The organism is Nocardia aurantia (genome assembly GCF_009604425.1).
Lineage (GTDB): Bacteria > Actinomycetota > Actinomycetes > Mycobacteriales > Mycobacteriaceae > Nocardia > Nocardia aurantia.
This window is the reverse complement of sequence record NZ_WEGI01000007.1, coordinates 449,479-465,354: the sequence shown is the minus strand read 5'-3', so window position 1 is coordinate 465,354 and position 15,876 is coordinate 449,479. Positions and strand designations below refer to the sequence as shown.

10 protein-coding genes are annotated in these 15,876 nt (G+C 66.3%); 2 read left to right on the top strand and 8 right to left on the bottom strand.

The genetic code is table 11. The features are described from left to right. Positions 1–55: 55 nt before the first annotated feature. The 7 genes from NRB56_RS18450 to NRB56_RS18420 all read right to left on the bottom strand — a co-directional run bounded on the left by NRB56_RS18450 (position 56) and on the right by NRB56_RS18420 (position 11,836). Positions 56–1,228, bottom strand: a complete 1,173-nt coding sequence (locus NRB56_RS18450) for a glutathionylspermidine synthase family protein (protein WP_319943162.1) — start codon at positions 1,226–1,228, stop codon at positions 56–58. After that, positions 1,228–2,490: a hypothetical protein gene (locus tag NRB56_RS39100; protein ID WP_227837903.1), complete on the bottom strand. Its 1,263-nt coding sequence runs from the start codon at positions 2,488–2,490 to the stop codon at positions 1,228–1,230. Before NRB56_RS39100 ends, NRB56_RS18450 begins: the two co-directional genes overlap by 1 nt. A gap of 24 nt (positions 2,491–2,514) precedes the next feature. Next, positions 2,515–2,796 (bottom strand): acylphosphatase, encoded by a 282-nt coding sequence (locus tag NRB56_RS18440; protein ID WP_319943161.1) that lies wholly within the window; start codon positions 2,794–2,796, stop codon positions 2,515–2,517. Positions 2,797–2,977: 181 nt separating this feature from the next. Further along, entirely contained in the window at positions 2,978–3,442 is a 465-nt protein-coding gene (locus NRB56_RS18435; protein ID WP_153343705.1) for an OsmC family protein, read from the bottom strand. Between the two features lie 142 nt (positions 3,443–3,584). Beyond that, positions 3,585–4,301, bottom strand: coding sequence for a response regulator (locus NRB56_RS18430; protein ID WP_319943160.1), 717 nt, complete (start codon positions 4,299–4,301; stop codon positions 3,585–3,587). Continuing rightward, a complete protein-coding gene (locus NRB56_RS18425) occupies positions 4,298–6,904 on the bottom strand; it encodes a sensor histidine kinase KdpD (protein ID WP_319943159.1) in 2,607 nt (868 codons plus the stop codon). Before NRB56_RS18425 ends, NRB56_RS18430 begins: the two co-directional genes overlap by 4 nt. Positions 6,905–7,165: 261 nt before the next feature. Next, the gene (locus NRB56_RS18420) at positions 7,166–11,836 is read right to left on the bottom strand and encodes a WD40 domain-containing protein (protein WP_153343703.1); all 4,671 of its coding nucleotides are present in this window, start codon (positions 11,834–11,836) and stop codon (positions 7,166–7,168) included. Here NRB56_RS18420 and NRB56_RS18415 point away from each other — a divergent pair. Both NRB56_RS18415 and NRB56_RS18410 read left to right on the top strand, forming a co-directional pair. Continuing rightward, the gene (locus NRB56_RS18415; protein WP_227837901.1) at positions 11,778–13,619 is read left to right on the top strand and encodes a carbohydrate kinase family protein; all 1,842 of its coding nucleotides are present in this window, start codon (positions 11,778–11,780) and stop codon (positions 13,617–13,619) included. The two genes, NRB56_RS18420 and NRB56_RS18415, sit on opposite strands and share 59 nt — an antisense overlap. A 33-nt stretch (positions 13,620–13,652) precedes the next feature. Then, on the top strand, positions 13,653–15,218 hold the full coding sequence (locus NRB56_RS18410; protein WP_153343701.1) for a PfkB family carbohydrate kinase: 1,566 nt from the start codon (positions 13,653–13,655) through the stop codon (positions 15,216–15,218). Here NRB56_RS18410 and NRB56_RS18405 read toward each other — a convergent pair. Then, positions 15,211–15,795 carry a RipA family octameric membrane protein gene (locus NRB56_RS18405; RefSeq protein WP_227837899.1) on the bottom strand — a complete coding sequence of 195 codons (585 nt, stop codon included), beginning with the start codon at positions 15,793–15,795 and terminating at the stop codon, positions 15,211–15,213. The genes NRB56_RS18410 and NRB56_RS18405 overlap by 8 nt on opposite strands. Positions 15,796–15,876 lie beyond the last annotated feature (81 nt).

Here is a 15,876-nt window from a genome sequence, read left to right as displayed (position 1 = left end):
ATTCTCCTGGACGTCGGGCAGGCGCGCGGTCGAGCGCACTCACTCTAGCGCTTTCCTAGCGATTCGCTGTGGGTATGCGATGCGGGACGAAGGTGGCCCCGTCGTCGGTGATCAGGCCCGGGGTCTCCCGGATGCCCAGGCCGGCGGCGTCGTCGCCGACGATCCACGCGCCGAGCACCGGTCGCATGCCGTCGAATTCCGGTAGCGGGTCCAGCAATTGGTAGACGTAGCCCTCCTCGCCGTACACCCCGCCGGTCGCCGTCTCGAGGCCCGCGCCGACGATGGTCATGTTGGCGCCTTCCCGGCCGAGCTTCGGTTTCTTGATGTACTCGGTCAGCTCGTGGGGGTCGTCGACGTAGGCGGGCAGCAGGTTCGGGTGGCCCGGGTACATCTCCCAGAGCACCGCCAGCAACGCCTTGTTCGACAGTAGGGCCTTCCACAGCGGCTCGATCCACATCGTGTGCGGCAGTTCGCCGATGATCTGTTTGCCGAACGCGTCGTCGAGCGCCCACTCCCACGGGTAGAGCTTGAAGATCGACTGGATCGGCGCCTCCGCGAGATCCACGAAGCGCTTCAGTTCGCTGTCCCAGCCGACGTCCTCGATGGGTAGCGCGATGGTGTCGAAACCGGCCTCCGCGGCGGTCTCCTGCATGTAGGCGGTGGTGACGTTGTCCTCGCCGCTGGCGTCCGCCGAGGACCAGGTGAAATGCAGCTGGGCGCGGGCGAGGTGCGAGCGCAGCCCGTCCCAGCGGGCAACCAGCTTCTCGTGCAGCGAGTTCCACTGATCGTCGCCCGGATAGCGGTCGGTCAGCCAGTGCCACTGCACGATCGCCGCCTCCAGCAGCGCGGTGGGCGTATCCGCGTTGTACTCCAGCAGTTTCGCCGGGCCGCGGCCGTCGTAACGAAGGTCGAAGCGGCCGTAGACGTACGGGTCGTTGCGCTGCCAGGACTGTTTGATCGGACCCCAACTCCATTGCGGCAGGCCGAAATCGGCGAACCGCTCGGTGAGCACGATCTGCTCGATCGCGTCCAGGCACATCGAATGCAGGACCTCGACCTGCGCCTCCAGCGCCAGGATCTCGTCGAGATCGAACTCGTAGTGCACCGATTCGTCCCAGTACGGCCGGGGCCGGCCGTTCGTGTCACGGCCGGGTGAGCCGTATACCAGGCCCTGGTCGGCAATCGTCTGCTGCCAGCCGGGCCGCGGCGAGCTGTGCACTCGTCGCACTACGATCCTCCACTCTTGCCGCCACCCTTGACGCCCAGCCCGCCGCGCACCACGGTCCCGCTCTTGGTGCTGGTGACCGAATGCGAAGGGGCGGAGAAACTGCCGCCGCTGGGGTGACTTCCGATAGTCGTGTTGCTACCACCGTAGTAATAGCGGTACTGATGCCCGTTGTACAAAAATATGCCCGGGATGCCGGGGGTGTAGGCGCCGTTGTAATAGCCGCCGCCACCGTAACTGGTGACGTAGTCCTGGGCCTTCACGCAGTCGTCGTCGGGCACCACGGTCTGCTGGTTGTTGTCGTCGGTGACACAGTAGGCGGTGACCTCGTTCGGCTTGTTGGCCGCCGAATAGGCGAGGTAACCGGCGCCGACCAGCGTCGCCACGCCCGCGACCGCCGCGCCGCCGATCAGGACGCGTTTGCGGTTGCGGCGCTTGGCTTCCAGGCGTTCCGCGGCGAGTTTTTCGGCGGCCGCGGCCCGTTCGCGGCCCTTCTCCCGGGCCCTGGCCTCGCCGAGCGAGGGGTCGCGGGGGGTGGTGACGCCGGCTTTCTGGCGTTGCACGCTGCCCCGGGCCTTGCGTGGCGGTGGGGCGCCGCGCATGCTCTGGCCGGACATCGAGCGCGGGGGGCTCGCGGGTCCGGCGGCGGCCGGGCCGGATTCGGCTGTGGGGGAGTCGGATTCGGGGCCTGCCGAGAGGGTCGCGGGATCGACCCGGGGGAATACGTCCGGCGCGCCCGGCAGTGGCAGTGTGGGTTGAGGTCCCACCGGTGCGTCGACGAGACCCGTTGTATCGGAGGGGTATTCGATCTTCGGTGTGTGGGCCCACCAGTCGGCGTCGTCCGAGGGCGGCTCGGCCGCGCTGGATCCGGAGGTGCCGGGGGCCGCGCCGCGGTGGGGTTCGGTGCCGCCGGAGGAACCGACACTGCCGGAAGATTCTGCGTTGCCGGGGGATTCGGCGTCGCCGGAGGAAGTGGTGTCGGCGCGGGATCCGGCGCTGCGTGGTTCGGCGTTACCCGCGCGATCGATGCGGCCGGTCGGGGCGTCGATGGCGTCGCTGTGGCTGCCGGGCCGGTGGAAATGTGCGGTGCTGCCACTGTCCGAGGCGGTGTCGGTGGGATTCGCGGTGGGCGAGGTTTCGCCCCGCCGGTACCGGGTGGTCGGTGTGTCCTCGTCCGCGCGATTCGGGGATGCTCCGGAAGCGCCGGAGGCGGCGTCGCGTGGATCGGGGACCTCGGGGGGTGTGCCCGGATATTCAGTTGGCATGTCCGACTCCCTGTTACCCGCCGACTACCGTTCCTCGAATCCGACCAGTTCACCCTGGGCGGCGACCCAGTCTTCCACAACCAGGTCGACCCGACCAGGCGTCTGACCGGAACGCAACAATGCTAGAAGTTGCTCGCACTGTGCGCGCGGCCCCTCGGCGATCACGTGGACCCGGCCGTCGCGAGCGTTGCGCGCGAAACCGGCCAGACCCAGCTCGAGCGCGCGGGCACGAGTCCACCACCGGAACCCGACACCCTGCACCCGGCCGTGCACCCACGCGCTGAGCCGCACCCGGTCGCCGGTCACCGGCGTACCGCGGCGGGGCTCGTGAGTACTCCGGTGAGCCGACTCCTGTGTATCGCGCCACGGGCGGTCGAGTGCAACGCGAGGAGATCGGTCGTGATCAGCGCGGCAGGCTCGGTCCCGCGCACGGGGAGGCCGGGTGAGCACCACGCAGCCGGGATGCCCGTCGCCACGGACACCGCGTTCACGCGTCGACCTGGAACGACAGCTTCACCGTGGTCCCGGCCTTCAGGGTGCGGCCGACCGTGCACACCTTGTCGATGGCCCGCTGCACCGTGACCAGCAGGCGTTCGCGGGCGGCGTCGTCCAGTTCGGACAGGTCCAGTTCCAGCACCTCGTCCAGTTCCGGGTAGACCTCGTTCTCGCGGTCGGCGGCGCCGGAGACCCGGATGGTCGCGTCGTAGGTGTCACCCAGCCGGTTCGAGAGCGGGAAATCCGAGCTCATGCCGGTGCACGCGGCGAGTGCGATCTTCAGCAGCTCACCCGGCGTGAACACACCCTCGACGTTCTCCGAGCCGATCAGTACCTCGGCGCCGCGCGAGCTGTGGCCGGTGTAGCGGCGGGTGCCGGTGCGCTCCACCCACAGCGTGGTCGGCGCCGCGGCCGGGGCGTTCGTGGTGGTCTGTGCGGTGCGAGCCTGAGAAGCCATGTCTTCGATCCTGCCATCCGTCGCTTCGTACCCGCACGACAGCGGGCCTCTCTGCGCTTCAACTCGGTCCGACCGCGGGTGGATTCCCGATGTCGGGGCCGTCACGCCCGGACCACAGCGGATCGGCCGCCGGCGCACGTCGTCACGCCTGGAAGCGGTAACCCATGCCGGCCTCGGTGAGCAGGTGCTTCGGATTCGACGGGTCGTCCTCGAGCTTGCGGCGCAGCTGCGCGAGGTAGACGCGCAGGTAGTGGGTCTCGGTGGCGTACGCCGGGCCCCAGACCTCGCGCAGGAGCTCCCGGCGGCCGACCAGTTTGCCCGGATTGCGGACCAGCATCTCCAGCACACCCCATTCGGTGGGGGTCAGATGCACGTCGCGGCCGTGCCGGACCACCTTCTTGGCGGTCAGGTCGACGGTGAAGGAGGCGGTCTCCACCACCGGGTCGGCGGCGTCGCCCGCGACGGTGGCGGCGCGCCGGACGGCCGCGCGCAGCCGGGCCAGCAACTCGTCCATACCGAACGGTTTGGTGACGTAGTCGTCGGCGCCCGCGTCCAGCGCCTCGACCTTGTCGCCGGAATCGGTCCGCGCCGACAACACGATCACCGGCGCCTGACTCCAGCCGCGCAGTCCGCCGAGCACCTCGATCCCGTCCATATCGGGCAGGCCGAGGTCCAGCACCACCACGGCGGGATGTTTCTCCGCGGCGGCGCGCAGGGCGGCGGCGCCGGTGGCCGCGGTGATCACCTCGTAGCCGCGGACCGACAGGTTGATGCGCAGGGCACGCAGGATCTGCGGCTCGTCGTCGACCACCAGAACCCGCGTCGGCGCCGCCGGGGCGGGCGTGTTCGCTGCTGTCACCGCGTCTCCTGTCCTGTCTCCGAGGTGCCGGTGGTCCGGACCCGCTGAGCCTCGGCCGCCGAGCAGTCGGTGTCGACCCGCGGTACCCGCACCCGGCCGTTCCCGCCGTCGCCACCGGGCTCCGCGGGTAGGTCCAGCATCATGGTCAGGCCTCCCCCGGGGGTCGGTTCGGCGCGCACGATGCCGCCCATCGCGTCGACGAATCCGCGCACGACCGACAAGCCCAGGCCCACACCGGTGGAATTGTCCCGATCGCCCAGCCGCTGGAACGGCTCGAACAGCTGGTCCTCCGAATCCGCCGGCACGCCCGGGCCCCGATCCACGACGGCCACCACGACCCTGGCGCCGGTCCGCTCGGCGGTCACGCGCACGGGAGTGTCGGGCGGGGAGTAGCGCAGCGCGTTATCGATCAGATTCGCCAGCACACGTTCCAGTAGACCACCGTCGGCGTACACCGACACGTCGCCGACCTCCACCTTCACCCGATCGAGGGCGGCGCGGCGCAGGCTGTGGGTGCCGAGGCCGACACCGAGCACGGACCGGTTCACCGCCTCCTCGAGGTAGATCCGGCGCAATTGCGGCCGCACCACCCCGGCCGCTAGCCGCGACGAATCCAGCAGGTTGCCGACCAGCCCGGTGAGCTGATCGGTCGACTCCTCGATGGTCTCCAGCAGTTCGGCGGTGTCCTCGGGGGAGAACTCCACGTCGTCGCTGCGCAGGCTGGAAACCGCGGCCTTGGCGGCGGCCAGCGGGGTGCGCAGGTCGTGACTGACCGCGGACAGCAGCGCGCGGCGCAGCCGGTCCGCCTCGACCACGCCCGCCGCCGACTTCGCCTCCTCGGCCAACTGCCGCTGCCGGAGCAGGCCCGCGGCCTGGTTGGCGACCACGGCCAGCACCGTCCGGTCGCCCGGGGTCAGCGCGCGGCCGGACAGCAGCAGCCAGTGCAGGTCGTCGCCGGCCTCGAGCGCGGTATCGGCCTCGGCGACCCGGCGCGGCGGATCCTCGCCGACGCCGGCCACCACCTCGACGTCGGTGGTGAAGGCGACCGCGCGCTGCCCGTAGGTCTCGCGCGCCCGCTCCAGCAGATCGGGCAGATCGGCGCCGTGCAGCACCGCGCCGGCGAACAGAGTCAGCAGTTCGGCCTGCCGAGAAGCCTTGCGTGCCTGGAGAGCTCGCTTCTTGGAGATGTCGACCAGCGCGGCCACCGCGATCGCGACCGCCGCCATCACGATGATGGTCAGGAAGTTGTTGACCTCGGCGATGGTGAAACTGTGCCGCGGGGGGACGAAGAACCAGTTCAGCAGTACACCGCCGAGCACCGCCGAGAGCGCGGCCGGGGCGACGCCGCCCAGCAGGGCCACCGCGATGACGCCGAAGAAGTACAGGGAACTCTCGCCGGCGAAGTTCAGGTGCGGGTCGAGCCACGTGGTGCTCACGGTCGTGATCAGCACCGGGACCACCAGAGCGGTCAGCCAGCTGGACAGTTTCCGTTCCCGCGGTGTGACGCCCGACCAGCGGAAACCGCGCCGAGCCTCCTCGTGCGTGACCATGTGCACGTCGATCTTGCCGGAATCCCGGACCACGGTGGAACCGATGCCCTCGTCGAGGATCCGGGCCCAGCGGGAGCGGCGGGAGGTGCCCAGCACCAGCTGGGTGGCGTTGACCTGCCGGGCGAAATCGAGCAGGGCGCCGGGGACGTCGTCGCCGGTGACGGTGTGCAGCCCGGCCCCGAGACTGTCGGCGAGGTCGCGCAGGCGGGCGAGGCGCTGGGTGGACACCCCGGCCAGGCCGTCGCCGCGGACCACGTGGACGACGATCAGTTCCGCGGAGGATTTGGCGGCGATGCGGCCCGCGCGGCGGACGATGGTTTCGGACTCCGGGCCACCGGTCACCGCGACCACCACCCGTTCCCGGGCCTCCCACAGATCGGTGATCTGGTGCTCGGCGCGGTACTTGGCGAGTGCGGCGTCGACCTGGTCGGCCAGCCAGAGGAGCGCCAATTCCCTTAAGGCCGTGAGGTTTCCGGGCCGGAAGTAGTTGTGCAGGGCGGCGTCCACCTTGTCGGCGGCGTACACGTTGCCGTGGGAAAGCCTGCGGCGCAGCGCTTCCGGGGTGATGTCCACCAGCTCCACCTGGTCGGCGCCGCGAACCACCCTGTCGGGCACCGTTTCTCGCTGCACGACACCGGTGATCTGCTGCACGACGTCGTTGAGGCTCTCCAGATGCTGCACGTTGACCGTGGAGATCACGTCGATCCCGGCGGCCATCAGTTCGTGCACATCCTGCCAGCGCTTCTCGTGCTTGGAACCGGGCACGTTGGTGTGGGCGAGTTCGTCGACCAGCACCACGGCCGGATTGCGGCGGAGGACGGCCTCGACGTCCAGTTCCGGCAGGGTAGCGCCGCGGTAGGTCATCTGCTTCGGGGGGATGCTCTCGATTCCCTCCAGCAGCGCGGCGGTCCTGTCCCGGCCGTGCGTCTCGACGATCGCGGCCACCACGTCCCGTCCCCGTTCCAGCCGCCGGTGCGCCTCGCCGAGCATGGCGTAGGTCTTGCCCACGCCCGGCGCGGCACCGAGGTAGATGCGCAACTGGCCACGTTTCACGGGTTCATCATCGCGCGTGATGATCGCTGTGGGCGTTGCCGCACTGACGTCTCCTCGAATCGAGCGGGATCTGTTCAGTTCAGCCAGGCTCGATACGCCAGCCGGGCGATACCAGTTCTACCCTCGAGAACATTGGGGTTGTTCTCCTTGACGGTTTCCAGACGGAAGTGGGGTGGGTCTTTACCGAATAATGACGGGGGCGGTGTCAGTGAGTAGCTGTGGTGATCCGCAGGTACCGAGTTGGGTGGCGTTGTCAGCGCATCATCTCGAGCGCGGTGGCGTCGGTGCACTCGGCCGTGTTCCGGAATGGCCTAGGGCATAGTACTTTTCATAAGGTTCGAGGCGTACGAACCGGCCCTCGGAGTCGAAACATCCGGCTCGTAGATGGCGCCAGGCATCCTCAGATGCGTAGGTCAAGATGTTGTCGACAGGCCGCCACGCAGCAGCCTGGCTCGGCCCGAACTGGCAAATTCGCATTTCTTCCGCGAAAGTTGTCGCGTTCCACATTCGGGCGGTGCCGTCGGTGCTGCCGGTGAGGATGTGTGTTCCGTCAGGCGACCATGCGACCGAGGTGATGCTAGTGGTGTGGCCGGTGAGGGTGTGGAGTGTTTCCCCGGTGTGAGCGTTCCATATTCGGGCGGTTCGGTCGGTGCTGCCGGTGAGGATGTGTGTTCCGTCGGGTGACCATGCGACCGAGGTGATGCTGCTGGTGTGGCCGGTCAGGGTCTGATGAATTCCGCTGGTCTGAGCGTCCCGGACGCATGCCATGCCGTCATCGCTGCCGGTGAGGATGTGTGTTCCGTCAGGCGACCATGCGACCGAGGTGATGCTAGTGGTGTGGCCGGTGAGGGCGTGAAGGGTTTCGCCGGTGTGGGCGTTCCATATTCGGGCGGTTCGGTCGGTGCTGCCGGTGAGGATGTGTGTTCCGTCGGGTGACCATGCGACCGAGGTGATGCTGCTGGTGTGGCCGGTGAGGGTATGAAGAATTCCGCCCGTTCGGGCGTCCCAGATCCGGAGGTCGTTGTCGTCGCTGCCGGTGAGGACTTGTGTTCCGTCGGGTGACCATGCGACAGTGCGGATCCAGCCGCCGTGGCCGGTGAAAGTGTGCCAGATTTCGCCGGTGTCGGAGTTCCATATTCGGGCGGTTCGGTCGGTGCTGCCGGTGAGGACGTGTGTTCCGTCGGGTGACCATGCGACCGAGGTGATGCTGGTGGTGTGTCCGGTGAGGGTGTGGAGTGTTTCCCCGGTGTGAGCGTTCCAGATGTGCGCGGTGCTGTCGCTGCTGCCGGTCAGGATGAATTTTCCGTTGGGTGACCATGTGACCGCGCGGACCATGCTGGTGGGGCCGAGAAGGATGTGGAGTGTTTCGCCGGTGCCGGCGTCCCGAATGTGCGTGATGCCGTCGGTGCTGCCGGTGAGGATGTGTGTTCCGTCGGGTGACCACGCGACGGTGGTAATCCGATTGATGTGTCCGGTGAGGGTGTGGAGTGTTTCGCCGGTGCCGGCGTCCCGAATGTGCGCTGTGCCATCGGTGCTGCCAGTGAGGATGTGGTTTCCGTCGGGCGACCAGGCGACGGTGCGGACGAATTCGTCGTACCCGGTCTGGGTGTGGAGTGTCTCGCCGGTGCGAGCGTCCCAGATTCGTGCTGTGCCATCGATACTGCCGGTGAGGATGTGGTTTCCGTCGGGCGACCAGGCGACGGTGCGGACGAGGTCGTCGTGTCCGCAGAGGATGTGAAGTGTCTCGCCCGTGCGAGCGTCCCACACCCGTGCCGTACTGTCGCTGCTGCCAGTGACGAGGCGGACTCCGTCGGGTGACCACGCGACGGCGTTGATCCGGCTGATATGCCCGACGAGCATCTGTCGTGTTTCGCCGCTGTATGTGTCCCAGACGCGAGCGCTGTGGTCGTCACTCCCGGTAACGGCGTGGCTACCGTCGGATGACCAGGCGGCCGATGTGACGATGCTGGTGTGCCCGATGAGGATCTGTTGTGTTTCGCCGCTGTACGCGTCCCAGACATGAGCGCTGTGGTCGTCGGTGCCGGTGAGGATACGGGTTTCGTCGGGTGACCATGCGACCACGCGGCCGAACGAGATGGGGCCGCCGGAAGCATGCAGGGTTTCTCCTGTCCGGGCGTCCCATACGTGCGCGGTGCCGTCGCTGCCACTCGTGAGAATACGGTTTCCGTCGACCGACCACAGAGCCGACCTGATGGAGGCCCTGTGTGCTTGCTGGGAGATCAGAGTCGTCTGAATAGCTTCGTTCGATGCAGACCGCTCGCATTCGGCGGATCCGAATACCCTCGGCCCTTTCTTTTCCGGATCGAGGATGCTCCTGTTGTCCACGGCACAGTAGTGCAGATAAGCGCCGCGCAGATCCGCTTCGCTCAAATCGGAGCCGTTCATATCGCAGCGATGTAGAACTGCCCACTGCCATAGGGTCCGAGAAAGATCGGCGCCACGCAGATTCACGAAATCCCACCGGCTGTTTCGAAGGTCGGCACCGGTCAGGATCACGCCCGACAAATCCAAGCCGGTGTGGTCGGTACCGCGGAACCACCAATTGCGCAGGTTTGCGCCACTGAGGTCGGATCCGGAAACAGCTGGATGGGGCCAGCCCGCCTGTCTCGCCAGCAACGTGTAACGCAGAAGTAGTTCGCTGGTTCCGTGCCGGTATCGTCTCCGCCAGGTACCGAGCACAGCAAGCATATCACTGCGATGGGAGTCCTTTTCCAACAGCTGGCCCAGGAAGTCGAGAGTTTCCTCGCTGGGGTCGAGGTCCCAATCATCGGGGTGATTTTCGATGATCGCCCGCAGAAGATACTGCGCGAGGAAGTACTCCTGAAAGGAAGCGTGGGCAAAGCGGAAACCCTCTGTGGCCGAACCGTCCGCCGCATCCTTCCTGACTAGAAAAGTAGCGGTGCGCAGTTCTTCGTCCAGCAATTCGACATCGATCTGTGCGCAGCGGCGGAGCGCCGGGTTGGTGGCCACCTCGTCGTGCAGCCAGTTCTCGATGCGGTAGAGATCGACCGTGCGGCTGCGCTCTCGCCACATCCACGCGGCCAATCCGGTGGCGAGCACCACCTTGTCGGCCGCGCGCAGCTTCCCTTTCCCCTTGTCGCGTTCGATCCAGTCCGCGGTGATGTGGCGATAGATATCGGCTGCGTAGACAGTGTTTCCGGTGAGGCGTTGCTGTTCGATGTATTCAATCTGCTGGGTGACGAGTTTGAGGGTGATCGGGCGTTGGATCAGGTCGCTCAGGTCATGGAGACTCGCGAGCATTTCATATGTTTGTCCGGCATCCCGGTCCGGCACCGATCGCTCGAGGTACTCGCGAATCTGTTCCTCGGCGAACGGCAGCAGTAGGAGAGCCTCGAAATCGTCGGCCGAGGCGCCGTCACGGTGTTGCCCCACGAAGTGGCCGTACTGTTCGGAGACCGTTCGAAAGTAGTGGGTGCGGCACGACAACAACACCTTGGTGTCGGGCCCCGCGACCGAGTGGGCGTCATGAGAAGGGCGCAGGCTCAACAACTCTCGCGTGAAGACCACCCCGTCGCTCGCGCTCAGGTGCACCAGCGCCTCGTCCAGGCCATCGATCACGAACAGCGTCGGGTTGTGCTTGGCCCGGTCCAGCAATTCGGCGGCGGACGGTCGTCCCGAATCGCCTGCGCCCCATCCGCGTGACGTGCACTCGTCCAGGATCTCGTGCACGGTCGGTACTGCGCGTTCCCGCAGCCGGGTGAGATTGCGGAGATCGAAGTAGAGTGCGTCGGGTACGGCCGTGTCGCCCTGATCTCGCCGCTGATGTAATTCGCGGACGAGTGCCTGGCAGGTGAGCGTTTTTCCGACACCGTATTCGCCGAGGACGGCAGCCAACGGGGTGCGGTCGCTACGCGACCAGTCCACCAGGTATTGCACCGCGTCGACCCGAGATCCGCCGGCGGGCAGCGGTGGACGGTCCGCACCCGGCAGTCGGCCGGGGAGGCCGTAAGTGCGGGTCAGATGAGGCGTGTCCTCGAGATCTCGCAGCCGTGCCTGCGCGTTTCGGGCCGCTTTGGTACGTTCCGGTACAGGCCGCTGCGCTGTTGCACGGTCCTCGAGGATCGCGTGCAGGACGTCCCGGAGTGCCTCGGCCCACGCCTCCCGTCCGGCTTTCAGGCGGTTCTCGGCGAAAGCCTTGTTCCGCCAACGAAAGATCTGCTTGCCTTCGAGACCCTTGAGGTCGACCTTGCCGAACTTCATGGGCTCCAACAGGACTGGTACCGCGGCATTGCGGGCGACGAAGTCCGGTAGTTCGTGCTCGTTGATGTACTGGCTCGCCAGGAAGTGCCGGCTCACGGCGAAGATGCCGAGATCGCCGTTCTCCACCGCTGCCTGGGTCTTTCGATGCCAGTCGACGCCGGGCAGGATGCTGCCGTCGTTGAAATCCCAGAAGTCGAAGCGGTACACGAGGTCGATCTCGGCAAATTCCTGTAGGAACTGCCACAATTCGCGGGCGCGGACCTCGTCCTTCTGGCTGTAGCTCAGGAAGACCCGGACCAGTGGCTTGCCGTCCATGCTGACCGTCGCGGTCTGGCCGTCGACGAACCGGTCGCCCACCTGGCCCAGCTCCGGTAGTCGCGGCTGCGATCCGGATACCCGTTCGGCCTCGAACCCGATCATTCGGTTGCCCGAAAGCTGTTTGGCACCAGCAGTTTCGAGCCGAACGTCGGCAGGGCAGTCGCGTACTGCGGCTATCACCCGCTGGAGCGCCTTCGACTTGGCCTCGGTCGTGCCTCCAGGGGTCAGGATGTCCTGCGCCTCGGCGACGGTGATCTCGATCCGGTCGGCCATATGCCGGCCCAACTGAATTGCGCGGTTCAGGTTGGGATCCATGTTGCTGTTGTCGAGCGCGTCGATCCGTCCTACCGCAACGGATGGCAAAATCCGCACGCCGCTCCTTGTCCGATGTGTCCTGACGATGTCCCCGAGCCGGCTGCGGAAAGGCTACGCTCGCACGGGGTGTGGTGCAACAGGGCTGGGAATTCCCTCGGAATCGGTGGTAGTGAATCTTCGGTGTGGGACGAATCGGTTTGCGGTCGTTCGTAACTGCTCTACGCTTCGAAGCGGGGGATCCAATTCTTGGATGGACAGGGCAGGGGGACTTGTGGGCGGCGGCGAGCAGCGGGAACCTGTGGGAGAAAAGGGGAAATGGAACCGACCGGACGTTATCGGTTTCGGCGCTTTGAATGTCGACGTCATCGCCACGGCGTCGGGTCTGTCGGAGCTCGCGGCGGAGCGGATCACGGAATCGACGGCGCGGTTCGAATGGAATCGGGAGGGGCCGACCGATCGGGACTCGGTGCTGGCGGCCATTCGGAACATCGGTTCGTCGTCGTTGAACTTCTCGCTCGGGGGGTCGGCGTGGCTGACGATCTATGCTCTGGCACAGATGCGGGTCGGGCTCCGGTTGGGGTATGTGGGGGTGCTGGGGCGGATCGAGGCGCCGGGGGTGTCGTTTCGGGCGCAGATGAGCGAGCTCGGGATCGAGGATCGGTGGGTGGGGCGGTTTCCGATGGATCATTGCGGATTGTGCCTGTCGTTCATCGATGACAACGAGCGGGTTATGCAGACCTCGCCGGGGGCCAATCTTCGGATGGCGCGATATCTCGAGGACAACTTCGACGGTATTGCCGGGTATCTGGCCTCCGGGCGGATCGTTCATGTCACGTCGTTTCTGGATCCGGATACGCCCGCCGTGATGCTGGCGGTATTGCGGGAGGCGCGAAATCGTAACCCGAAGCTGCGGATCAGCCTCGATCCCGGATTCGATTGGGCGGACAATCCGAGCGACGATGTTCGGGGCATCATCGAGCTCGCCGACCTGCTGTTCGTGAACTATCGCGAGTTCAAGGCACTCGGTGCTCACAGTCTCGGGGATACCGATCTCGTGCTGGCGGGCCGGGTGTTGCGGCAGAGTCCGCGGGCTACCGTGTTCGTCACGAAGCGCTATGACTACACGGAGGTGTTCGGTGGGTCTCCGGAAGCGTTGCGTGCCTATCGTTTCGAGTTGCAGCGGCCGGTGCGGGAGACCGAGGTCGAGGACGCGACGGGAGCTGGGGACGTGTTCGCCGCGGCGATGATCGCCGCGTTCGTTTCCGGTCGGCTCGAGGTCGAACTCGGCGGGTACCTGGGGCTCATGCTGGCGCGGCACAAGTTGCGATCGATGTCCGTGGTGGGGTTGCCCGATCTCGGGGACGGATTTCTTCAGCAGCGGGATCGGCCGCCCGTCACCGGAGTGCGGCGGGTGCTGATCCTGCACGACGAGAATCCGCAATGGCAAGACGTGCAACGGTTTCTGGAGCGGCGCTGTGGGCTGGAGACCGATCAGCTCGGTCCGGCCGACTTCGACGCCGGCGGGTTCGAGGCGGCCGTTGGTGGGCCGCTGTCCCGGTGTGGGTTCGCCGTGTGCATCCTGAGCGCGCGAGATTCCGTCCACGGGTTCCGGCAACCGAGCCAGGCGATCGTGCATCAGGTCGGTATCCTGCAAGGGCGGTACGGATTCGGCCGGGTCGCGATTCTGGTCGAGGACGGGTGCGATCTGTTCACGAACCTCTCGGGCCTGATCCGGTTGGAGTTTCCGAGGGGGCGGGTCGAAGCGAAGTTCCTGGAGTTGCATCGCATGTTGCTCCGGGAGCTTCCGGGTGGCGGCAAGAGTGCCTCGAGTCGTGTCTGAGGCCACCATCGGAGCAGAGGCGGGAGTGGGGACATGGCCTACACGTTGGATGTCGTCGGCATCGGCGCGTTGAATCTCGACTACATCACCACTCGTGCGGCTGCGGAGCGGGATTCGAGCGGGCGCACCCTCACCGCTCAGCTCCGGGAGTTGGTCGCCGGGGAGGATCAGCTGCTGGAGAGCGGGATCGAGTTGTCCGTGGGGGCGGACACCATCTACGGGGCCATCGATATCGCGAGTTCCGCGGCGCCGACGGCGGCCCTGGGCGGGTCGGCGTTCAACGCGATCCATGCGATGGCGGCCACCGGAACCGGACTTCGCCTGGGGTATGTCGGTGTGGCGGGACACTCTCCGGTGATCGGTGTGACGATCATCGATCGGTTGGCGGCGCTCGGCGTCGACCATCGGTTCGTGTCGGTCGACGAGTCGAAGGCGTGCGGAATCTGCTTCTCGCTCAACGAGGCCGGTGATCGGACGCTGTTGACCCACGCGGGCGCGAATCACGATATGGGGCAATATCTCGAGCGTCGATTCGCCGAGATCGTCGACTATCTCGCCGGCGCTCGTCTGCTCCACGTCACCTCCTTCCTGGACGACTCGACCGCCGGTCATCTGCTGAAGTTGTTGCGGGCGGTGAAGGCGGCCGGCACGGGGACCATGATCTGTTTCGATCCCGGTCATGTGTGGTCCGTGCAGCGGACTCCGGAGGTTCTCGGGATCATCCGGACCAGTGACTACCTTCTGCTCAACAATCGGGAATTCCACGAGATCGGCCGGTACGCGGCGGGAGAGTCGAACGAGGACATCGCGGCTCGTGTTCTGGCCTCGTTCGACAGCCCTTCGGCCGTCGTGATCGTCAAACGCGCGGCCGGGATCTGGTCGTTCCGTCGGGACGGGCAGAAGGTGGTCGGCGACTTCTATGGCCAGAACCCGTTGCCCGACGACGAGATTCAGGATTCGACCGGGGCAGGGGATGTGTTCGCGGCCGGTCTCTTGACCGTGCTCACTTCGGATCGACTGCATGTCGAACTGGGATCACTGCTGGGGATGACGCTGGCTAGACACAAGCTGAGCTACGTGGGAAGCACCGGTCACAGTCAGTTCGCCACGGTGACAAAGGATTTCATTCGGGCGCTGGACCGCGGGCGTCGTTCGGGCGCGGTCCCGGGTGGGGTGTTCGTGAGTCACGGCCACAGCACCGAGTGGCGCGTGGTCGAGGGATTCGTGCAGCAGTATTTCCATCTTCCGGTGTTCGCGTTCGAAAGCGATCCGTGGGGTGGGCTGCAGGTCACCGAGGCGCTGGCCGAATACCTGGAGCGATGCAGTTTCGCCATCTGCGTGCTGACCGCCGAAGATGATGCGGGCGAGGGCAAACGCCAGGGACGTTCGAATGTGGTGCACGAGATCGGGTTGTTCCAGGGGCGGTACGGCTTCGATCGCGTCATCGTGCTGGCCGAGGAGGACTGTAGTTTCGTGCCTTACACCCCGCCGCAATATCTGCTGACCTTTCCGCGCGACAACATCGATCACACGTTCTACCGGCTCGGTGAGTTGATCCGGCACGAGTTCCTCGGCGACCGGTCGGGGACGCTCAGCTGATCAGAACGGCGATGAAGCCCAGCAGGTAGGTGGCCGCGAACAGCATCGGGATGAGTTGTTCGATGTGGGTCAGGGGCAGGTAGCGCGACGGTTCCGCTCCTTTGCCGAGCGCTGCCCATTCCGCTCGCCAGTAGGGACTGGCGGGTAGGCGTTGTTCCAGCGCGCCGACCACGACGTATTTCCCGGCGTTCAACTGGCGGTAGGAGCGCAACAGCCAGTACCAGGCCAGGCACTGGATCAGCAGGCCCAGCAGCGGGAACACCAGGAGCCCCCGCGACAGATGCGGGGTGTCCTTGAAGAAGAACGCGATCGCCGAGAACATCGTGGTGTTGAAGGTCAGGAAGAAGGTGTTCGTCAGGCCGCGGCGCGCGCTGATGCGGTCGGCCATCTCGGTGTACATCTTGTACTGCTCCAGGAGCAGCTTGTAGTACGGCTCTTCGCCGGCGACCCGCGCCGCGTCGATCTCCGCGTTCCACAGGCCTTCGACGTCGTCGACCGTGGGAGCGGTGACAGGGCCGAAGTACCTGCGTAGCGCTGTCGCGCCGTTATGCCATTGTCCAGCAGGGAAACTCGCCACTCGGTAACGGTAACCGATGCCCGTCGGCGGGGACGGCGATCGCGCGACTGCCTTCGGGCTGCCGAGGACCTCGGCTGTGTC

Excerpts from the sequence above, each read along its gene's own strand:
- NRB56_RS39100 (WP_227837903.1), bottom strand. The coding sequence starts at position 2,490 with ATGCCAACTGAATATCCGGGCACACCCCCCGAGGTCCCCGATCCACGC.
- NRB56_RS18435 (WP_153343705.1), bottom strand. The coding sequence starts at position 3,442 with ATGGCTTCTCAGGCTCGCACCGCACAGACCACCACGAACGCCCCGGCC.
- NRB56_RS18415 (WP_227837901.1), top strand. The coding sequence starts at position 11,778 with ATGTTGCTGTTGTCGAGCGCGTCGATCCGTCCTACCGCAACGGATGGC.
- NRB56_RS18410 (WP_153343701.1), top strand. The coding sequence starts at position 13,653 with ATGGCCTACACGTTGGATGTCGTCGGCATCGGCGCGTTGAATCTCGAC.